This window comes from Xanthomonas sp. AC360 (assembly GCF_979258225.1).
This window is the reverse complement of the sequence record NZ_OZ409846.1, coordinates 3969782-3987088: the sequence shown is the minus strand read 5'-3', so window position 1 is coordinate 3987088 and position 17307 is coordinate 3969782. Positions and strand designations below refer to the sequence as shown.

General features: G+C 66.1%; 7 protein-coding genes. 5 read left to right on the top strand and 2 right to left on the bottom strand.

Translation table 11 applies throughout. The features are described from left to right. Window positions 1-15: 15 nt before the first annotated feature. Together ACZZ0O_RS17000 and ACZZ0O_RS16995 are read left to right on the top strand one after the other, a co-directional pair. Complete coding sequence (locus tag ACZZ0O_RS17000; RefSeq protein WP_463591340.1) at window positions 16-12051, top strand: filamentous haemagglutinin family protein; 12036 nt, start codon at window positions 16-18, stop codon at window positions 12049-12051. A gap of 341 nt (window positions 12052-12392) precedes the next feature. Next, window positions 12393-13631, top strand: a complete 1239-nt coding sequence (locus tag ACZZ0O_RS16995) for a PstS family phosphate ABC transporter substrate-binding protein (RefSeq protein ID WP_463591339.1) — start codon at window positions 12393-12395, stop codon at window positions 13629-13631. Window positions 13632-13835: 204 nt separating this feature from the next. Here the strand turns inward: ACZZ0O_RS16995 and ACZZ0O_RS16990 are convergent, their stop codons facing one another. Both ACZZ0O_RS16990 and ACZZ0O_RS16985 read right to left on the bottom strand, forming a co-directional pair. Continuing rightward, window positions 13836-14120 carry a hypothetical protein gene (locus tag ACZZ0O_RS16990; protein ID WP_463591338.1) on the bottom strand — a complete coding sequence of 95 codons (285 nt, stop codon included), beginning with the start codon at window positions 14118-14120 and terminating at the stop codon, window positions 13836-13838. A 3-nt stretch (window positions 14121-14123) separates the two neighbouring features. After that, window positions 14124-15089: a LysR family transcriptional regulator gene (locus tag ACZZ0O_RS16985; RefSeq protein ID WP_463591337.1), complete on the bottom strand. Its 966-nt coding sequence runs from the start codon at window positions 15087-15089 to the stop codon at window positions 14124-14126. A gap of 114 nt (window positions 15090-15203) precedes the next feature. On the opposite strand from ACZZ0O_RS16985, the gene ACZZ0O_RS16980 reads away from it, so the two are divergent. The 3 genes from ACZZ0O_RS16980 (at window position 15204) to ACZZ0O_RS16970 (ending at window position 17281) form a co-directional block, all read left to right on the top strand. After that, window positions 15204-15827: a flavodoxin family protein gene (locus ACZZ0O_RS16980; protein WP_323522928.1), complete on the top strand. Its 624-nt coding sequence runs from the start codon at window positions 15204-15206 to the stop codon at window positions 15825-15827. Window positions 15828-15860: 33 nt separating this feature from the next. Further along, window positions 15861-16160, top strand: coding sequence for a YciI family protein (locus ACZZ0O_RS16975; RefSeq protein ID WP_323522929.1), 300 nt, complete (start codon window positions 15861-15863; stop codon window positions 16158-16160). A gap of 425 nt (window positions 16161-16585) precedes the next feature. Next, entirely contained in the window at window positions 16586-17281 is a 696-nt protein-coding gene (locus ACZZ0O_RS16970; protein WP_463591336.1) for a type 1 glutamine amidotransferase domain-containing protein, read from the top strand. The last annotated feature ends 26 nt before the right edge of the window (window positions 17282-17307 follow it).

The window sequence follows — 17307 nt, the reverse complement described above, 5'->3', positions numbered from 1 at the left end:
TTTCAAGGATTCGTCATGACCCGCAAACGTCGCTCCCGTCCACTGCGCGTGTTCCTGTTGAGCGCGGCGATCTCGACGGCGCTGTTCGATCAGGCGCATGCACAATCCAGCCCGTTCGTGCGACGTGGCGCCGATCCGTCCGTGCAGGCCGCGCAGGCGGCGCAACAGCAGGGCGTGCAGGCCGCCGCAGCGGGGACGCTGGCGCAGAAATCGTTGCAGGCGTTTCAACGCGCCGCGCAGGCACGCCAGGCGCTGGACGCCACGCAGACCGCGGCGCGTGCTGCGGCAGCTGCAGCGCAGGCAGCGGTTCCCGACGGTCTGGTACGCGGTGGTTTGCAGGTGCCAGACAACGTGCAGATCGATCCCGGCACGGTGCTGGCGAGCGACCCACGGCTGGGCCAGCGCAACGTTTGGCTGGGCGCCAGGGCACCGACGCAACAGGTCAGCGATGGCACCACCCAGGTGACCGTGACCCAGACCCAGAAGAAGGCCATCCTCAATTGGGAAACCTTCAATGTCGGCAGCCGCACGCAGTTGCGCTTCGACCAGTCGGCCGGTGGCAGCGAAGCCGCGCAGTGGATCGCCCTGAATCGGGTCAACGATCCGGGCGCAGCGCCGAGCAGCATCCTTGGCAGCATCCAGGCGCAGGGTCAGGTGTATCTGCTCAACCGCAACGGCGTGCTGTTCGGTGCCGGCAGCCAGGTCAATGCGCATTCGCTGCTGGTGTCGTCGCTGGATCTGTTCGACCCCAACCGTGCCCTCAGCGACCAAACGTTCATCAATCGCGGCCTGTTTGGTCCCACCGGCCAGACCGGAGTGGTGTTGACCGGTAGCGAGGCCGCCGCCGACCGCATGCCGGGCGATATCCGCATCGAAGCCGGTGCCCGTCTGGCCACTGGCAGCCAGGGCTACACCGTGATCGCCGCGCCCAATGTCAGCAATGCCGGCAGCGTCACCGTGCAGGACGGCCAGGCGTTGCTGGCTGCGGTGCTGGGCCTGCGGCAATCGCAGGAGTTGCAACAACTGCTCGGCAGCAGCGGGACGAGCGCGCCGCTGGGCTTTGGCAATTTTCTGTCGCCGATCGGCAACGATCTTTCGGGAATTGGCCGGTTGGACAACAGCGGCATCGTGTCGGCGACGCGCGGGAATGCCACTCTGGTCGGTTACTCGTTGCAGCAACGCGGCCTGGTGCAGGCCACCACCAGCATCAGCCGCCCCGGCAGCGTGATGCTTCTGGCGCTGAGTCAGGACAATCAAATCGGCGACAGCCTGGCCGGTTACAAGGGCGGTTCGCTGGTGCTGGCGCCCGGTTCGGTCACCGCGACACTGCCCGAACACGATGGCGAAACCACCACCTCCAGCGCTGCTTCGGACCTGGCGTTTGTCGGCCCGCGCATGGTGCTGGCCGGCGCGCAGATGCATCTGCAGCCGCAATCGCTGACGTTCGCGCCCGGCGGCACCGTGGACATGGTCAGCCTGGCCGCCGAGAGCAGCAATGCGCAACTGCGTGGCCGCACTGCCCTCACCAACCGCCTGCTGATCGACAGCGGTGCGCGGGTCGATGTCTCCGGTATCGCCAACGTGCAGCAGGCCATGCAGGACAATCTGGTGCGCATCCCGCGCGTGGGCTTGAACGAATTGGCCGATGCACCGCTGCAACGCGACGGCGTGCTGTTCCGCCAGTCGCTGCAGTTCGATCGGCGTGCAACCGGTGTTCGCAGCGATGGCCAGGCGTGGGTCGGTAGCCCGCTGCTCAATGCACAAGGGTATGTGGACCAGGTGCCGCGCAGCATCGATGAACTCCTGCTCGATGGCGGCACCGTCAACATCGTGGCACGCGATCTGGTGATCGCCCCGCGTGCGCAGGTGCAGCTGGATGGCGGTTATCTGCGTACCGAAGGCGGCATGGTGGAAACAGCACGCCTGCTGGGTGCCGATGGACGCCTGTACGATCTAGCCAGCGCCGATCCCACACGGCAGTATCTAGGCATCGCCGGATCGCAAACGGTCGAACACACCCGCTGGGGCGTGAGTGAGCAGTTCGGCAATCCGCTGCTGGGGACGCGCCGTTTTTACGAAAGCGAGTATCTGCAGGGCGGCAATGGCGGTGCGTTGAATATCGCGCTCGGGCGGCCACTGGGCACCTCCGGCGTGGCGGTGCTGGCCGGCGAGATCTCGGCGCACGCGGTGTCTGGGCGGTATCAACGCGCCAGCGGTGCAATGCCGCAGGGCGGCACGCTCGGTATCAACAGCGATGCGGCCTTGTACAACACCACGCTGGGGCAGTCTGGCGATGCGCCGCGCGACCCACGCAGCTGGCAGATCGTCGACGCCGCCGTGCAGATGCCGCAGGGTCTGCAGATCGGCACGCAAACCTCGACGTTGCCCGGCAGCCAGGGCAATGCCCAGCAACGCGACAACCCGCTGTTCTGGTCGCAGCTGTCCAGCAGCATGCTCAAGGACAGCGGCCTGCACGGCGTGGCAATCGGCAATGCGCCGGTGATTGCAGTGGATGCGGATGCGCAGTTGCAGGTAAGCGATGGCGGACGCATTGCATTGCAGGCGCAGCGTGTCGAAGTGGATGGTGCGCTGATTGCGCGGGCCGGCAGCATTGCGCTGCAAAGCAGTGGCGGGCTGGTCAAGCCGCAGGACTGGCGGCCGGATGCAGTGGACGCGCAGGAGCGCGGCGACCTGCTGCTGGGCGCTGGCGCGCGCCTGGACGTGAGCGGACGTTGGGTCAACGACGATCGCCGGCTCACGCTGGAACCGCAGGGCCGCGCATTTATCGATGCTGGCAGCATCACGCTAGACGCGCTGCAGCAGGCCATCGGCGATGCGGGTTCGGCGACCGGACGCGACGTCAGTGCCTCGCTGCTGATCGCACCCGGCGCGGTGCTGGATGCATCCGGCGGCGGCTATGTCGCACCGGATGGCAGCCTGCCGCTCAGCGATGGCCGCCCGCTTGGACACGGCGGCGACATCGCGTTGCGAACCTATCAACGCCCGGCCGGCGAGAACGCAGGTTCGCCCACCTACACCGCCGACCTGCAGCGCGCCGACAATGCCGGCCGGCTGCAGTTCGATCCGGCCAGCCTGCGCGCAGACAGTTTTGCCGGTGGCGGCACCCTGAGCCTGCGTGCGTTCGGTGTGCAGATCGGTGGCCAGGCGCCGTCCGATCCGCGAGTGCTGCAGCTGGATGCGGGATTCTTCGAGCAAGGCAGCTTTGGTCGCTACGATCTGGCCGCCGAGCACGATGCCAGCATCGCCGCCGGCAGCCAGGTGCGGGTGAACCAGCGCAGCCTGCTTGCGAACCTGCAGACACTGCCCACGGCGCCCAGCGACAGCGCGGTGTTCGCCGGTGCCGCGCAGGCCGGCGGCAATGGCTACGTCTCGCTGGGCCAGCTGGATCCGTTCTATCGTCCCAGCACCGATTTCGCGTTGCGTGGTGGCGATTATCTGGGCCGGGTGGCTGGCAATCCGACGCTGGATGACGGCACCGGGCAGGTGCGGATGGAGCGCGACGCACAGCTGCTGCTGGACCCGGGCGCGACGGTTCGGCTGGGTGGGCGCGGCCAGGTCACGGTGCTCGGCGGCATCCAGACCCAGGGCGGCCACATCCTGCTCTCCGGCGACACCTCGGCCAGTTCGGGATTGTCCGCACCGCCGGATATCGACGAAGGCCAGGCCTACGCACTGCCGGGTAAATCGGTCTGGCTTGGCGAAAGCAGCCGTCTGGATGTGTCCGGCGTCGCGGTGCTCGACCCGCAGGCGGCATGGCGGCCCGGCGCGCGCGGGCTGGTGCAGCCACGCAGCGGCCGCGTGCTCGATGGTGGCAGCATCACGCTCAGCAACGACAGCGGCGCGGTTGTCGTCGCTGCTGGCGCCCAACTGGATCTGCGCGGCGCCGCCGCCACGCTGGATCTACCCAGCGGCAGCCCGCTGATTGGCGCAGGCGACCCGCTGCAGGCGCAGACGGTGGGCAGTGCGGGCGGCCAGTTGGCATTGGCCGCCGCCACCGGCCTGTTCTTCGACGGACGCATCCAAGCTGCCGGCGGCACGCCGCAACAACGCGACGGCAGCTTGTCGCTGCTGCCGCTGCAGCTGCAATCCGGCAACGGGCTGCTGCTGCCCGGGCCCAGCGGGGTGATCTTCACCCAGCACGACAGCCGCCTGCCGCAAGGCGCACAACCGGGCGCGCCGCTGCCATTGGCAACCGCCACGCCGGGCCCGCTGTACTTCGCCGCCGACCGTCTTACGGGAGCCGGCATCGACACCTTGCAGGTTGGCGACCTGGTACCTACCGAAGCGCGGCCGCTGGTGCCGGTCGGGTTTGCCGGCGATGTGTCGTTGCAGCTGTCGCGGGCGCTGCTGTTCAACGCGCCGTCCTATGCGCTGTTGCGCAGCGATGCAACCGACTTCTCGTCACTGGCCGACAGCAGCCGGGTCGATCTTGGCGCTGCCTACGTGGGCCTGTCTGGCTACCGCCTGCAGCGCGCCGGCGAAATCACGCTGGCGCAGCCGCGGGCCGGCAGCGATACCACCCTGGCGGTGCAGGCGCAGCAGATCGATGTGGGCGGCCAGTTCACGCTCGACGGAATTGGCAATACGCTGCTGTCCAGCAGCGGCGCACTACGCTTCCATACCCCGGTGGCCTACGCCTATGCGCAGAACGCCACCGGCGGTGCCACCCCGCGTGCCGGCGACCTGCTGACCTCCGGCAATCTGACCTTGCGCGCCGCGCAGGTGTATCCGGGTAGCGGCGAAACCTTCCTGGTGCGTGCCCTGGGCGCGACGGATGCCAGCGGCACCCGCGCCGACACCCAGATCCATCTGCAAGCGGTCGGCGATGTGCCGGCGCTGCCGTTGTCGGCCGGCGGTACGCTGGCCATGGACGCCACCACCATCGTGCAGGAGGGCCGCCTGCGCGCACCCAACGGCCGGCTGATACTCGGCGTCCAGGCCGCCGAAGACGGCGCGGCCGATGCCGTCTTCGGCAACCGCGCCACCACGCCCACGCGCGAGGTTCGCCTGGAGCCCGGCAGCCTGACCTCGGTGTCGTTGGAAGGCGCGGTGTTGCCGTATGGCACCAACGTGGATGGCAGCCAGTGGCGCTACGACGGCACCGTGCAAGGCACCTCGGCTGCTCTGACCGCCCCGCCACAGAAACAGATCCGTCTTGCGGGCGACTCGGTGGCCTTGGCCCCCGGCGCGCGCGTGGACCTGTCTGGCGGCGGCGATCTGCTGGCCAGCGAGTGGGTGCCGGGTACCGGCGGCAGTCGCGATCTGCTGGCCTCCAGCAACACCAGCTATGCCAGCGGCGCGGCCACGCAGGTGCCGCTGTACCCCGATGGACGCCGCGTATATGCCATCGTGCCCGGCCCGCAATCGCTGCTGGCCGCCAGCGATGCGGCGTTCGAACGCCTGGAGGGCGCACCCGCACCCGGCAGTGCGGTGTACCTGGACGGTGTGCCTGGCCTGGCCAGCGGCACCTACACCCTGCTGCCGGCCCGGTACGCCACCCTGCCCGGTGCCTTCCGGGTGGTGATGCGGCCCGACAGCAGTGATGCCACGGCGGCGCAGAACCTGCTGGCACCCGACGGCACCGCTGTGGTGGCCGGTCATTTGGTCGACACCTTGAGCGGCACGCGCAATGCGCGCGCGCACTTGTTCGAGGTGCAGTCGGCAGCAACCTGGGGCCAGTATTCGGAATACACCAGCACCCGTGCCAGCGCCTTTTTCGACGCGCAGGCCAGCCTCAGCCAGCAAGCGGCAGCCCAATTGCCGCGCGATGGTGGGCAGCTGATCCTGGCAGCCACGCAGCGGCTCGGCCTGGGCGCCACGCTCTCCACCGCGGCTGCCAACGGCGGCAGCGCCGCGCAGGTGGACATTGCCGCACGTGCGCTGCAGGTACTTGGTAGCGGGCAGGTTGCCAGCGATGGCTACGTCGGGATCGACGCCGGCGCGCTCAATGCGCTGAACGCCGGCAGCCTGTTGCTGGGCGGCGTGCGCGAGCAGACCACGGCGGGCACGCGCGTGCATGTGACATCGCAACGTGTGCGGGTCAGCAACACTGCCGATACCGCGTTGCGCGCACCGGAGCTGTTGCTGGCCGCTGGCGGCGAAAGCAGCGGCAGCGGCGTCTACATCGATGCCGGTAGCGTGCTGCAGGCGCAGGCCGGCAGTGACGTGCGTGTCGCCACACCGCTGTTGCTGGGCGAGGCGTCTGGAGAGAGCGGCGACGGTGCGCTGCTGCGCCTGTCCGGCGTGGGTCCCGTTGCGCTGCAGCGCGCCAATGTGCCCGATGCCGCGCAGTCGAAGGCGTTGCTGCAGATCGGCGATGGAGCACGCCTGGAGGGTGGTGCGGCGCTCACGCTGGATTCCACCGGCGCCAGCGCCATTGCCGCGGGCGCCGTGCTGCGCGGCGAGCAGATCGATGCCAGCGCCGGCCGGGTGCGCCTGGATACGCAAGCGGTCAGCAGCGATGCCGATGGGCTGGTGTTCGGTCCGGCCAGCCTGGCCCAGTTCGGGCAGGCCAGGCAAATCAGCCTGCACAGCTATGGCGACATGGTGTTTGCCGGTGGCCTGGACCTGCGCGTGGACAACGCACTCACTCTCAGCGCCGGTCGCTTCATCGGCGATGGTCGCTCGGTCAGCCTGCAGGCCGATCGGCTGACCCTGTCCAACCTGGGCGCTGCAGCCGATCCTGCCGGCGTGGTCGCAGGCAGCGGTCTGCTGCGACTGCAAGGGCGCGAGGTGGCGTTTGCAGGCGGCGACAAGCAACTGGCCGGTTTTGCAGCGGTCGCGATCGAGGCCACCCAGCAAGTGGTGGTGCGCGACCGTGGCGAATTCGATTTCGGCGCCGTGGATGTCGACCTGCGCGCGCCGTTGCTGCTGGCCGACGCCGGTGCCGACCATGCCTTGATCACCACCGGCGCACTACGGCTCGCGCGCAGTGAAGGCAGCAGCGACACCGCCCGCCCGCTGGGCGGCCGGATCACCTTGCAAGGCGGCAGTGTCGACAGCACCGCGCTGATCCGCGCCAACTCCGGGGCGATCCAGCTGCGCAGCAGCCAGGGTGCAGTGCGCCTGCACGATGGCGCATCCCTGGACGCGGCCGGCGTTGTGGACACGTTCTTCGACCGCGTACACGCCACGCCCGGCGGCAGCATCACGCTCGCTGCCACGCATGGCGATGTATCTGCCGATGCTTCCACCCGGCTCGACGTGAGCGCCCCAGCACAGGCCGACGCCGGCACGCTGACGCTGATAGCGGCGCAAGGCAGCGTCACCCTGCCCGGCCGCATCGACGGCACCGCCGCACAGGGGCGCGGCGGGCGTTTCGTGCTGGATTCGGGCAGCCCGGTCGCGCTGGATCCGCTGGCAACGCAACTGGCCGCAGGCGGTTTCAATGGCGCCATCGACGTACATGCGCGCAGCGGCAACCTGTGGCTGTCGGCCGATCGCAGCCTGCGTGCGGACAGCGTCAGCCTCACCGCCGATGGCGGCGCGTCCGTCGCCGGCCGCGATGCGGGCAATGGCAATCTGCGCATCGACGGACGCATCGATGCCTCCGGGACGCAAGGCGGCAGCATCGCTTTGTGGGGACGCCACGGCATTGCCATCGACGGCCAGTTGTTGGCGCGTGGCAGTGCCGCCGACAAACGCGGCGGCAGCATCCAGCTCGGCAGCAGCGGCGTGGCCGATGGCTCGTTGAACCCAGAGTTCGGTTATCAGAACGTACAGGCCGCAGCGGCGGGTACCATCGCCATCGGTGCCGCTGCCGTGCTGGATGTTTCCGGCGGCAGTGCCGGTGGCCTGTCCGGTGGCGATGTGCAGATCCGCACGCCGCTGTTGAACGATGGCGAGGTCAACGTCACCGTCGCCGATGGCGCCAGCATCCGCGGCGCGCGTAGCGTGGATCTTGAAGCGTATGCGGTGTGGAGCACCACCGACGCCAGCACCGATACGGCCAAGCATTTCGATGGCATCGTCGACCCGGCCGGCTGGTACGACGCACAAGGCAGCCTGGTGGTAGGCAGTTGGTCGGACATGACCGGCACGCCGATCGCAGTGGCGCCGAGCACGCCGGAACAGATCGCCGATTACCTGAGCCGTTATCTTTTTACCCCCGACAACGCCAATCTTGTGCATCGGCAGTTCTATGGCTATGCCGACGATGCGGCGCGCGCACCCGGCACCTTGATGGGCTTTGTGCAGCGCCCCGGCTTTACGTTCGAGCAGCGTCTGGCGAATGTGCCGAATCTGCACGCCCGCCCGGGCATCGAATTGCGTAACCCCGACCCTACCCTCAACGGCGGCGAAATCCGCGTGCTGAGCAACTGGAACCTGGGCGCCGGCGCCAACCGCAATCAACTGGATTTCCGCTACAACGGCAACGCACCCACGGTCAGCCTGCGCGCCGAATCGGCCGTGATCGTCAAGGCCAGCCTCAGCGACGGGTTCTATCAACTCAGCAACCCCTTCGGCGGTGGCGGGCCGCAGGCCAGCTACCCAACGGCGAACTCCGGCTATCAGGCGGTGCTCGCGTTCGGGCAGGACCAGCTGTTCGCCACCCTGGACGGCCTGGTTCCCGCGCCGCCGTCCAGCCTGGGGGGCGACCAGGAACAGGCCCTGCAGTACTACGGCCAGTACATGCAGTTACTGGCCATGCTGCAGAAATCGCAGCCGGAATGGGCAGGCACCTTCCCGCCCTACGACACGTTGCTGGGCGGTTTCATCGCCAACTACGCGCCCGAACTGGGCTACCCGGTGCAGGACTATCCCGGTCAGCCGGTGGCGCCACCGGCGCCGAGCTCGCCCGCCGATTACCCGCAATACCTCAACAATTACGAGCGCTACGTACTGGATCTCGCTGCGTTCTACAATGCGCTAGGTGAGTTCGCGTTGCCCACTTTCACCGCACCAGCGCTGCCAGTGCTGGGAGCGCTGCTTCCGGCGGCCACCCAGAACACGCCGTCCCTGCAGGCCAACGCCAACAATCCGCTGCCGATGGCGACTACCAGCCTGATCGGTGGCGACAGCAGCAGTTACCGCATTATCGCCGGCGCAGATTTTTCTGGCATTCGTCCCGATGCGCTGCGCGCCGAAAGCACTGCGGACGTGCTGCTGGATGGTCACCAGCGCTACCAGGAAGACGGCCTGAAAGATCTGCTGCTTCCCACCGTAGTGCGTACCGGAACCGGCAGCATCCAGATCGCCGCCGCACGCGATCTGCGTTTTGCCGATGCCGATGCACCGGCCAGCATCTACACCGCCGGCCGGCCCGCTGGCGATGGCGAGATCGGCACCGATGTCCGGGTTGTGCGTAATGACGGCAGCGCGGCCGATCAGATCGTCAGCGCGCAGGCCAACGCCGACGCTGCCGGCAACATCCAGCTGCAGGCCGGGCGCGACATTCTGGGCAACCGCCAAATCTACGATCGCGACGGCAGCAGAACCGGAGTGACCGGCAATTATGTCGGTCAGTACTGGTGGCCCTGGTTGCAAGTGGGTAATCCGCTGGACACCGATGGCACCACCCCACGCGCCGGGCTCATCAACTATGGCGGCTTCGCTCAGGGGGTGCTGGCCAGCGGGGGCGACGTGGCGGTGCAAGCTGGTCGCGATATCCGCGAACTGTCGGTCTCCCTGCCGACCAGTTACCAGCTGGTGGCCGATGGCCGGCAGACGTACGGCGGCGGTGATCTCGATGTGCAGGCCGGGCGCGATGTGCTGGGCGGCGATTACTTCGTCGCACGTGGACAAGGCAACCTGAGCGCCGGCGGCAGTCTGGGCAGCGCGTTTGCCCTGAGCGCACAAGGCTTCGATATCAATGGCACCCCACGTAGCGTGAGCAGCGAGGTCGACCCGGTGCTGGCGGTGCAGGACGGCCAATGGGCCGTGCACGCCGGTGGCGATGTCGCGCTTGGCGCCATAGTCAATCCCGCCTATCTCACTGCCACCGGCAGCATCGGTCCGCTGTTGGGCGCTAGCGCGCGTGCGACCACCGACTACGGCCAGACCTCCTCGGTCGGGATCGATGCACTCAATGGCGATGTGCGATTGGGAACGCTCAAATTGCCTGGCGTGCTGTTCTTCAACGGGCAACGCGACCCGAGTCGCGGCACCGACAGCGCCATCCTCACCGACAGCGTATTCGACAGCGTTCTGCCCGCACAGCTGTATGCAAGCGCGCATGGTGGCGCCATCCAGATCGAAACCAGCGGCCGGCTGTATCCGTCCGCGCAGGGGCAACTGGAGATCCTGGCCCAGGACGATATCCGCTTGTTCGACGACACCTTGAGCGGCGGCAGGCGCAAGTTCGAACTGGCGATGCTGGATGAAACCGGCGCCTATGCCGGTGACGACAGCGCTGCAGCGGCAACCGACAAACTCAACCTGCATCGCCAAGACACCCAGCCGGTGCGCCTGTACAGCCGCGATGGCGATCTGGTCGGCGGCTACGCGGTGGATGGCTTCATGGTCAATCCGCTGACCATCAAGCTGCCCAAACCCGCCGATCTGCGTGCCGGCGGCGATATCGTCAATCTGGATCTGCGTGCGCAAAATTACCGGCTGAGCGATATAACGCGCGTGCAAGCGGGCCGCGATGTTTACTACACCCCGGTGCAGGGTGGTGCCAATCAAAGCACCAGTACCGAGGCGGTGCGCTGGGGCTGGATGGAACTTGCAGGCCCGGGCACCTTCGAGGTACAGGCCGGGCGCAATCTTGGTCCGCTCACCTCGGCCAACGAGGCGCTGAGCGCGGCATTGCTCAACGACCGCAATGCCGGCGGCATCCGCACCACCGGCAACCGCAGCAACACCGGATTGCCCAGCGAAGGCGCGGACCTGGTGGTGCGCTACGGCATTGCCAATGGCGAACAAGCCGATGCCTTCGCCGCGCAATACCTGGACCCGTCCAGCGCACACAGCAACGCCACGTATCAGCAATGGTTACTCGCGTTCAGTCGCCTGCATTCGGCCGAAAGTGTCGGAACCGAGCCATCCCCCGCGTTGCAGGCCAACACCGACACGGCCGCGACCGCAACAGATGCCTGGCAGACCTTCAACCGGTTGCCGGCCAGCACCCGCAGGCTGCTGACCGAGCGCGTTTTTCTGGACGTGCTTAAACAGGTGGGCGAAGGCTACGCCAATCCCGCCAGTGCCGATTTCCAGAAGTACGCACGCGGCTATGCCGCGATCGATCTGCTGTTCCCGGCCAGCCTGGGCTACACGCGCAACAACCTGGAAGGCGGCGCCAACGGTGCCAGTGAGCGCGTGCGCACCGGCGCGTTGGACATGCGTGGTTCGACCTTGCAGACCGAACGTGGCGGCGACATCCGTGTGCTCGGCCCCGGCGGCGATCTGCAGATCGGTAGCGTGCTGGCCCCGCCGAGCGTGGTCGATGGACAGGGCAACGTGCTGATCGGCCCGGCGCAACAAGGCATTCTGGCCGTCGGCCAGGGGGAGATCGGCCTGTTTACCGATGCCAACGTGCTGCTCGCGCAGAGCCGAATCTTCACCCAGCGCGGCGGCAACCTGACCGTGTGGAGCTCCAACGGCGACATCAACGCCGGCAAGGGAAGCAAGACCAGTGCCGAGCGCGCTCGCGCCCGCTATCTATGCGACCAGGACCAGTTCTGCATGCTTGACGCCAGTGGACAGGTGAGCGGTGCCGGCATCGCCACGCTGCAACTCAATCCCGGCGATCCGCGTGGAAACGCCGTGCTGGTTGCGCCGCGCGGCACCGTCGACGCGGGTGATGCAGGTATTCGCGCCGCCGGTAATCTGGTGGTGGCCTCGCAGTTCGTTGCCAATGCCGACAATATCCAGGTCAAGGGCGATGCGGTTGGGGTTGGCAGTACGCGCAGCGTCAATACCAGTGCGCTCAGCAGTGCATCCAATGCAGCCTCTGCAGTGGCTGATGCCGCCAGCGAGGTCGCCAAGCGTCCGGCAACTGTCACCGACACGCCATCGATCATCACCGTCCAGGTGGTGGGATTCGGTGACTGCCCTGAAAACGATGCTAATTGCCGGAAAAACCCGTGATGCTGTCAGCGCTTGCGCTCGTCATCGAATGGAGATATTGCCCCGTGCGAATGCAGTAAATCTGACATTCCCGCATAAATCCGTATGCGGTCGAAATATGAATGTTGCAACGTGTCGCAATTAACCGAAGTCACAAAAGAAATTTAATTTTGTCGCGCAACCATAATGCAAGAAGCGCAGCCTGGGTTTGCGATAGTTAATCGCATTCAATTCGCACGGATAAACCCATCCGATCCGCTGTTTTCCAATGAAGGAGAAAAGCAGTGCGCACTTCCATTATGTCCCCCGTTTCGCTCGCCACCGCCGTCGCGGCCGCTCTTGTTGTCCTGGCGACCCCCGCCATGGCTGCCGAAAATCTGTACGGTGGCGGCGCGACCTTCCCGGCGCAGCCTTATGTGGGCAATGCCTACCTGACGCCGAACCCCGATGCGCGTCTGTCCACCAATGCCGGCAACACCGCCGGCGGCAGCAGCACCGTTGCCGGGATCAGCGCAGGCTCGATCTTCGCCACGTTCAGCGCGGGCGCCAACAGCAACAAGGTGTCGTACTGCCAGACCGGCAGCGGCACGGGCAAGAACACGCTTGCAGGTACCGTCGCTGCCAACCAAGCGTGTAACGATTTCAGCGTCGCCCCTGCTGGCCTGAGCGCAGCCACCGCCACGCCGGATTTCATCGGCACCGATGCACCGTACAGCACCGCCGACTACCAGGCATTTCTGAGCGGCAGCAATGCCGCAGCACGCGTCGGCGTGGTGCAGATCCCGACCATCGCCGGTGCCATCGCGTTGTCGCAGAGCACCGCCACCACCGCGCTGGCGTTGACCTCCGCACAGGTCTGCCAGATCTATTCCGGCCAGGTCAGTGACTGGTCGCTGGTCTCCGGCAGCGGCGCAACCGGCCCGATCAAGATCGTCTACCGTACCGATGGCAGCGGCACCAGCTTCGCCTTCACTAGCTATCTGGCGCGTACCTGCAATGGCACGGCCAATGTGCCGTCGGGCTTTGTCTTCACCCCCAACCAGACCTTCAACTCGGCACTGCCGGGCGGTGTGAGCACGGTGTACGGCTCGCGCGGTATCGGCGCCAGTGGCAACAACGGTGTGGTCACCGCGGTGCGCGCAACGGCCAACACCAATGCGCTGGGGTATGCCGACATTGGCGAAGTGCTGCTGCAGTCTGCCAAGTACGCCAAGGTCAACGGATTCGATCCGGCGCTGTTTGGCCAGAACGGAACCCCGGTGTCGCTGGCAGCGGCGGCCCTGCTGAGTGGTCGCGTGCTGGACGGTGCCACCGTCAACGCAGCACCGGGTACCGGAACGCAGGCCGTCAAGAATTGCGTCCGCCTGGTCAATCCGGCCGCGTCGATCACCAATGCGTATCCGATCGCGGCCATCACCTACGTTGCCGGCTATACCAGCGGCAATGGCAGCGCCGCGCACGTGCAGGCAGTGAAGGATCTGTTCGGTATCTTCTACACCACCACCACGCGTCCAGCATTACCAGCCGGCTTTGCCTACCTCGATGGCGTCGCTGCGTTCCGTACCTCGGTACAGAACACCGTGGCGACCTGCGTGCAGTAACGACTGCCGCAAATGTAATACGCAGCGATTGGCGGCGGGCAGCAATGCCCGCCGTTTTGGCTTTGCGCGCGTTGATGCTTAGAAGACGTTGAACAAGTTCTAAGGGGCACGATCCTCAGTAAGGCTTTGGTGCTGTACTCGCCATTCATTGCGACACGGTCGCTTGCTTGGCATTAGGTAGCAGCCGCTTTGCCGCACTTGCTCTTAGCGCGCGCGTTTGGGGTGCTTGGGCTGACTCCGTCCGCGATGTTGATGCCACGCCGCCTCAAGTGCTGCCGGCAGATCGTTCAATTTGGCCAGTTGTGCCTCAAGTGCATTGGACTCCTGAAGCGCACGAAACGATCTCCGCATATGCCAGGTCTTCAGTGGCACGCATGTGTTGGTCAAAGTGTCTCGCTCGGCATTCGCCGCATCCAGCAACTCCTGGAGTTGGGTCCATAGCGTTTTATTGGCGCCTTCTGCACCAGTGGCACGCTTCGACAGCACCATGCGTCAAGTCGCACCCATCGCATAGGCATCCAGCATCTTCAATGGCACGTGCAAGGTCTTATCTGCGGAAAACGCCTCCAGCAGGTAGTCCACCGTGACCCGCACACGCGGAGCGATCAGGGCGCGGTGGGGATACTGGATGACCATCTCGTAGCTACCGGGGTGGTACTGGCGGTGCAGGACAATCTTCAATCTGCCCGAGACCAGTTCCTCCCATGCCAGATGCACCCCAACCTGTGCAATGCCGATGCCGTCGCATGCGGCCGCGACCAGGCTTGCCGGTGCCGACAACGTCAGCAGCGCGGTGTCGGACGGATCGAGGGTGACGATACCGCCGTCTGTCGCGCGGAAACTCCATGTCGCGACCGCACCGCCCAGGAAGCGCCGCGCGATCAGCCTGTGCTGGCGCAACTCACTGGAATTGCGCGGTACGCCATGGCGCGCCAAATAATCGGGCGAAGCGACGAGTACGGTGTTCAGGCGACAGACCGGGCGCGATACCAGCGCGGAATCGCGGATATTTCCCCCGCGTAGGGCCAGGTCGTAACCGCCGCGCACGAAATCGACGACGCGGTCGTCGAAGTCCACCTCCACCGACAAGCCGGGATGCCGCGACAGCAGGCCCGGCAGCACGGGCATCAGATGTTCCTGCCCGAACGAGACGCTGGTGGTGATGTGGACACGCCCACTGAGCTGCTCGCGCTGTATGGCAACGGCATCGACGGCCGCGTCTAATGCTTCCAGCGCCAGCCGTGCGCGCCGCAGGAACGCGATGCCCTCGTCGGTGAGCTTGAGCGTACGCGTCGTGCGGTTCATCAGGCGCACGCCCAGCACCTTTTCAAGAGTGGCGACGTTCTTGCTGACCGCAGCGGAGGTCACGCCAAGCGTGCGCCCAGCCGCCGCAAAGCTGCCGCCGTCCGCTGCGTGCACGAAGGAAAGAATGGCGCGGACGCGGTGTGGCGAATCCATGCTGTGCTCAGATGGGCGGCGGCATGCCGGAAAGATGATTATCAACTGCAGGTTGATAGACGATCAACCAATTGACGACTTCTGGTTTAGAGATACGCCGCGCATGATGCCGGCATGTCATCGATAAGCACTCCCCCGCCGAGCATCTGCGTCGTCTACGACAGCGGCTACGGCCACACACGTAGGCAGGCCGAGGCCGTCGCCGAAGGCATTCGCCGCGTGTCGGGAACCGAAGCGCGGTTGATCGCCATCTCCGACGGCCCGATTCCCTGGCCGGCCCTCGCCGCCAGCGATGCCATCGTTTTCGGTGCGCCCACCTACAACGGCGCGCCCAGCGCTCGCTTCAAACAGTTCTGCGAGGACTCCACCGCGGTCGCCTGGAACGCGATGAAGTGGCGCGACAAGATCGCCGCCGGCTTCACCAATTCCGGCGCGCAAAACGGCGACAAGCTGCATTCGCTGATCCAGATGGCGCTGTTCGCCGCGCAGCACGGCATGGTGTGGGTGGGGTTGGACCTGAAGCCCGGCAATGACAGCAGCCGAGGCAGCGTGCACGACCTCAACAGGCTCGGAAGCTGGCTGGGCGCCATGGCGCAATCCAACGGCGACCAGGGCCCGGACGATACCCCCATCGCAAGCGATCTGGAAACGGCCGCCTACCTTGGACAGCGCGTGGCCGAGACGGTGCGCCGGCTTGGTTCCGTCGGACCTGCATCCGCTCGCGTTGAACCCGCCTGACAAACACCCATCGATTTTCCACAAGGACCTGCCATGAAATTCCTCTGCCTCGACACGCCTCAGCCCGGCGCCAGCCTGGAGAAGTACCAGCCGCACATGCTGGACGAAGCCCGCCATTGCTGGCAGGACTACAAAAGCGGCTTCGTCCGCGACATTTATTTCCGCCAGGATCGCCCCGGCGTTGCGATCATTGCCGAAGCCGACTCGGTCGAAACGGCGCAAAAAGTACTGAGCGCGTTTCCGCTGGCCAAGGCCGGACTGATCGGCTGGGAGGTGATCCCGCTCGGCCCGTTCACGAACTGGGAAATGCTCTTCGCATCCGGCAACGCCTGAGTCCTGATGAAGACCGATGGTCCAGCCGTCCCGCTTTCAGAACCGGGCCGTGCAGATCGTCGCCCACCTGCAACTGCCCGGCAATTCCAGCGAGGACAGCAATTTTCCGGTGCTAGTCGGCATTCGCCCTGCCGGCGGTCTCGACCTTCAACACCTTGCCGGAGCCGCTGACGCCACCACCACTGCTGGTCGCCGGCAGCAGAGCGTTATCAAGGAGGGGCTACAGCAACCAAGCCGATGCGCTCACCAAGGAGCCAGGCCGCTGTTGGTGATCGCAGGCACCACCCACATCGCACTGTCCGAGCTGCCGCACGACATCGATCCGACGGTTGCGACGCTCGCGCATTTTTCGGCAAGCACCTCGCACTCGATGCGGTCGCTTGACCATAGACCAAAGTTCGCTCGAACACAGGAATCCCAAGACCATGCCCAAGCACGCCTCAGACCTCCTGCCAGTCCTCTTCGTCGTCACCAGCTGCGCGGTGAAGGGGGACACAGGTATTCCCACCGGCTACAACCTTGCCGAAGTCACCCATCCGCTGGAAAAACTGCATAAGGCAGGCATCAAGGTGGAATTCGCCTCGATCCAGGGCGGCGACGCGCCGCTGGACGGGATGGAAGACCTGCACGATCCAGTCATCGCGCACTACTGGGCCGACTCTGAATTCCGCCATGCGATCGCCAACACGGTGCGCCTGGACGAGGTGAATCCCGCGCGCTACTCGGCGATCTTCTTCGCCGGCGGCCACGGCACGATGTGGGACTTCCCCGACAGCGCCGCTGCGCAGAAAGCGATCCGCGAGATCGATGCGGCGGGCGGAATCGTCTCGGCGGTGTGCCACGGCCCGGCGGCCCTGGTGAACGCGACACGCGCCGACGGCAGCCTGCTGATCGCCGGCAAGCAGGTCGCCGCCTTCACAGACGACGAGGAAGAGGAAGTGCAATCGACGCACGTCGTGCCCTTTCTGCTGGCGTCCACGCTCAACGCACGTGGTGCGCATCACCAGAACGCGTCCAACTGGGCCGACAACGTGATCGTCGACGGCCGGCTCATCACTGGCCAGAACCCGCAGTCTGCGGCGAGCCTGGGCGTGGCACTGCGGGACGCGCTGCTGGCCTGATCACATGCGGATATGGCGGCAGGCTT

What these genes read in the sequence shown, in the direction of transcription:
- ACZZ0O_RS17000 (WP_463591340.1), top strand. Translation starts at nt 16, where the DNA reads ATGACCCGCAAACGTCGCTCCCGTCCACTGCGCGTGTTCCTGTTGAGC.
- ACZZ0O_RS16995 (WP_463591339.1), top strand. Translation starts at nt 12,393, where the DNA reads ATGGCTGCCGAAAATCTGTACGGTGGCGGCGCGACCTTCCCGGCGCAG.
- ACZZ0O_RS16990 (WP_463591338.1), bottom strand. Translation starts at nt 14,120, where the DNA reads ATGGTGCTGTCGAAGCGTGCCACTGGTGCAGAAGGCGCCAATAAAACG.
- ACZZ0O_RS16985 (WP_463591337.1), bottom strand. Translation starts at nt 15,089, where the DNA reads ATGGATTCGCCACACCGCGTCCGCGCCATTCTTTCCTTCGTGCACGCA.
- ACZZ0O_RS16980 (WP_323522928.1), top strand. Translation starts at nt 15,204, where the DNA reads ATGTCATCGATAAGCACTCCCCCGCCGAGCATCTGCGTCGTCTACGAC.
- ACZZ0O_RS16975 (WP_323522929.1), top strand. Translation starts at nt 15,861, where the DNA reads ATGAAATTCCTCTGCCTCGACACGCCTCAGCCCGGCGCCAGCCTGGAG.
- ACZZ0O_RS16970 (WP_463591336.1), top strand. Translation starts at nt 16,586, where the DNA reads ATGCCCAAGCACGCCTCAGACCTCCTGCCAGTCCTCTTCGTCGTCACC.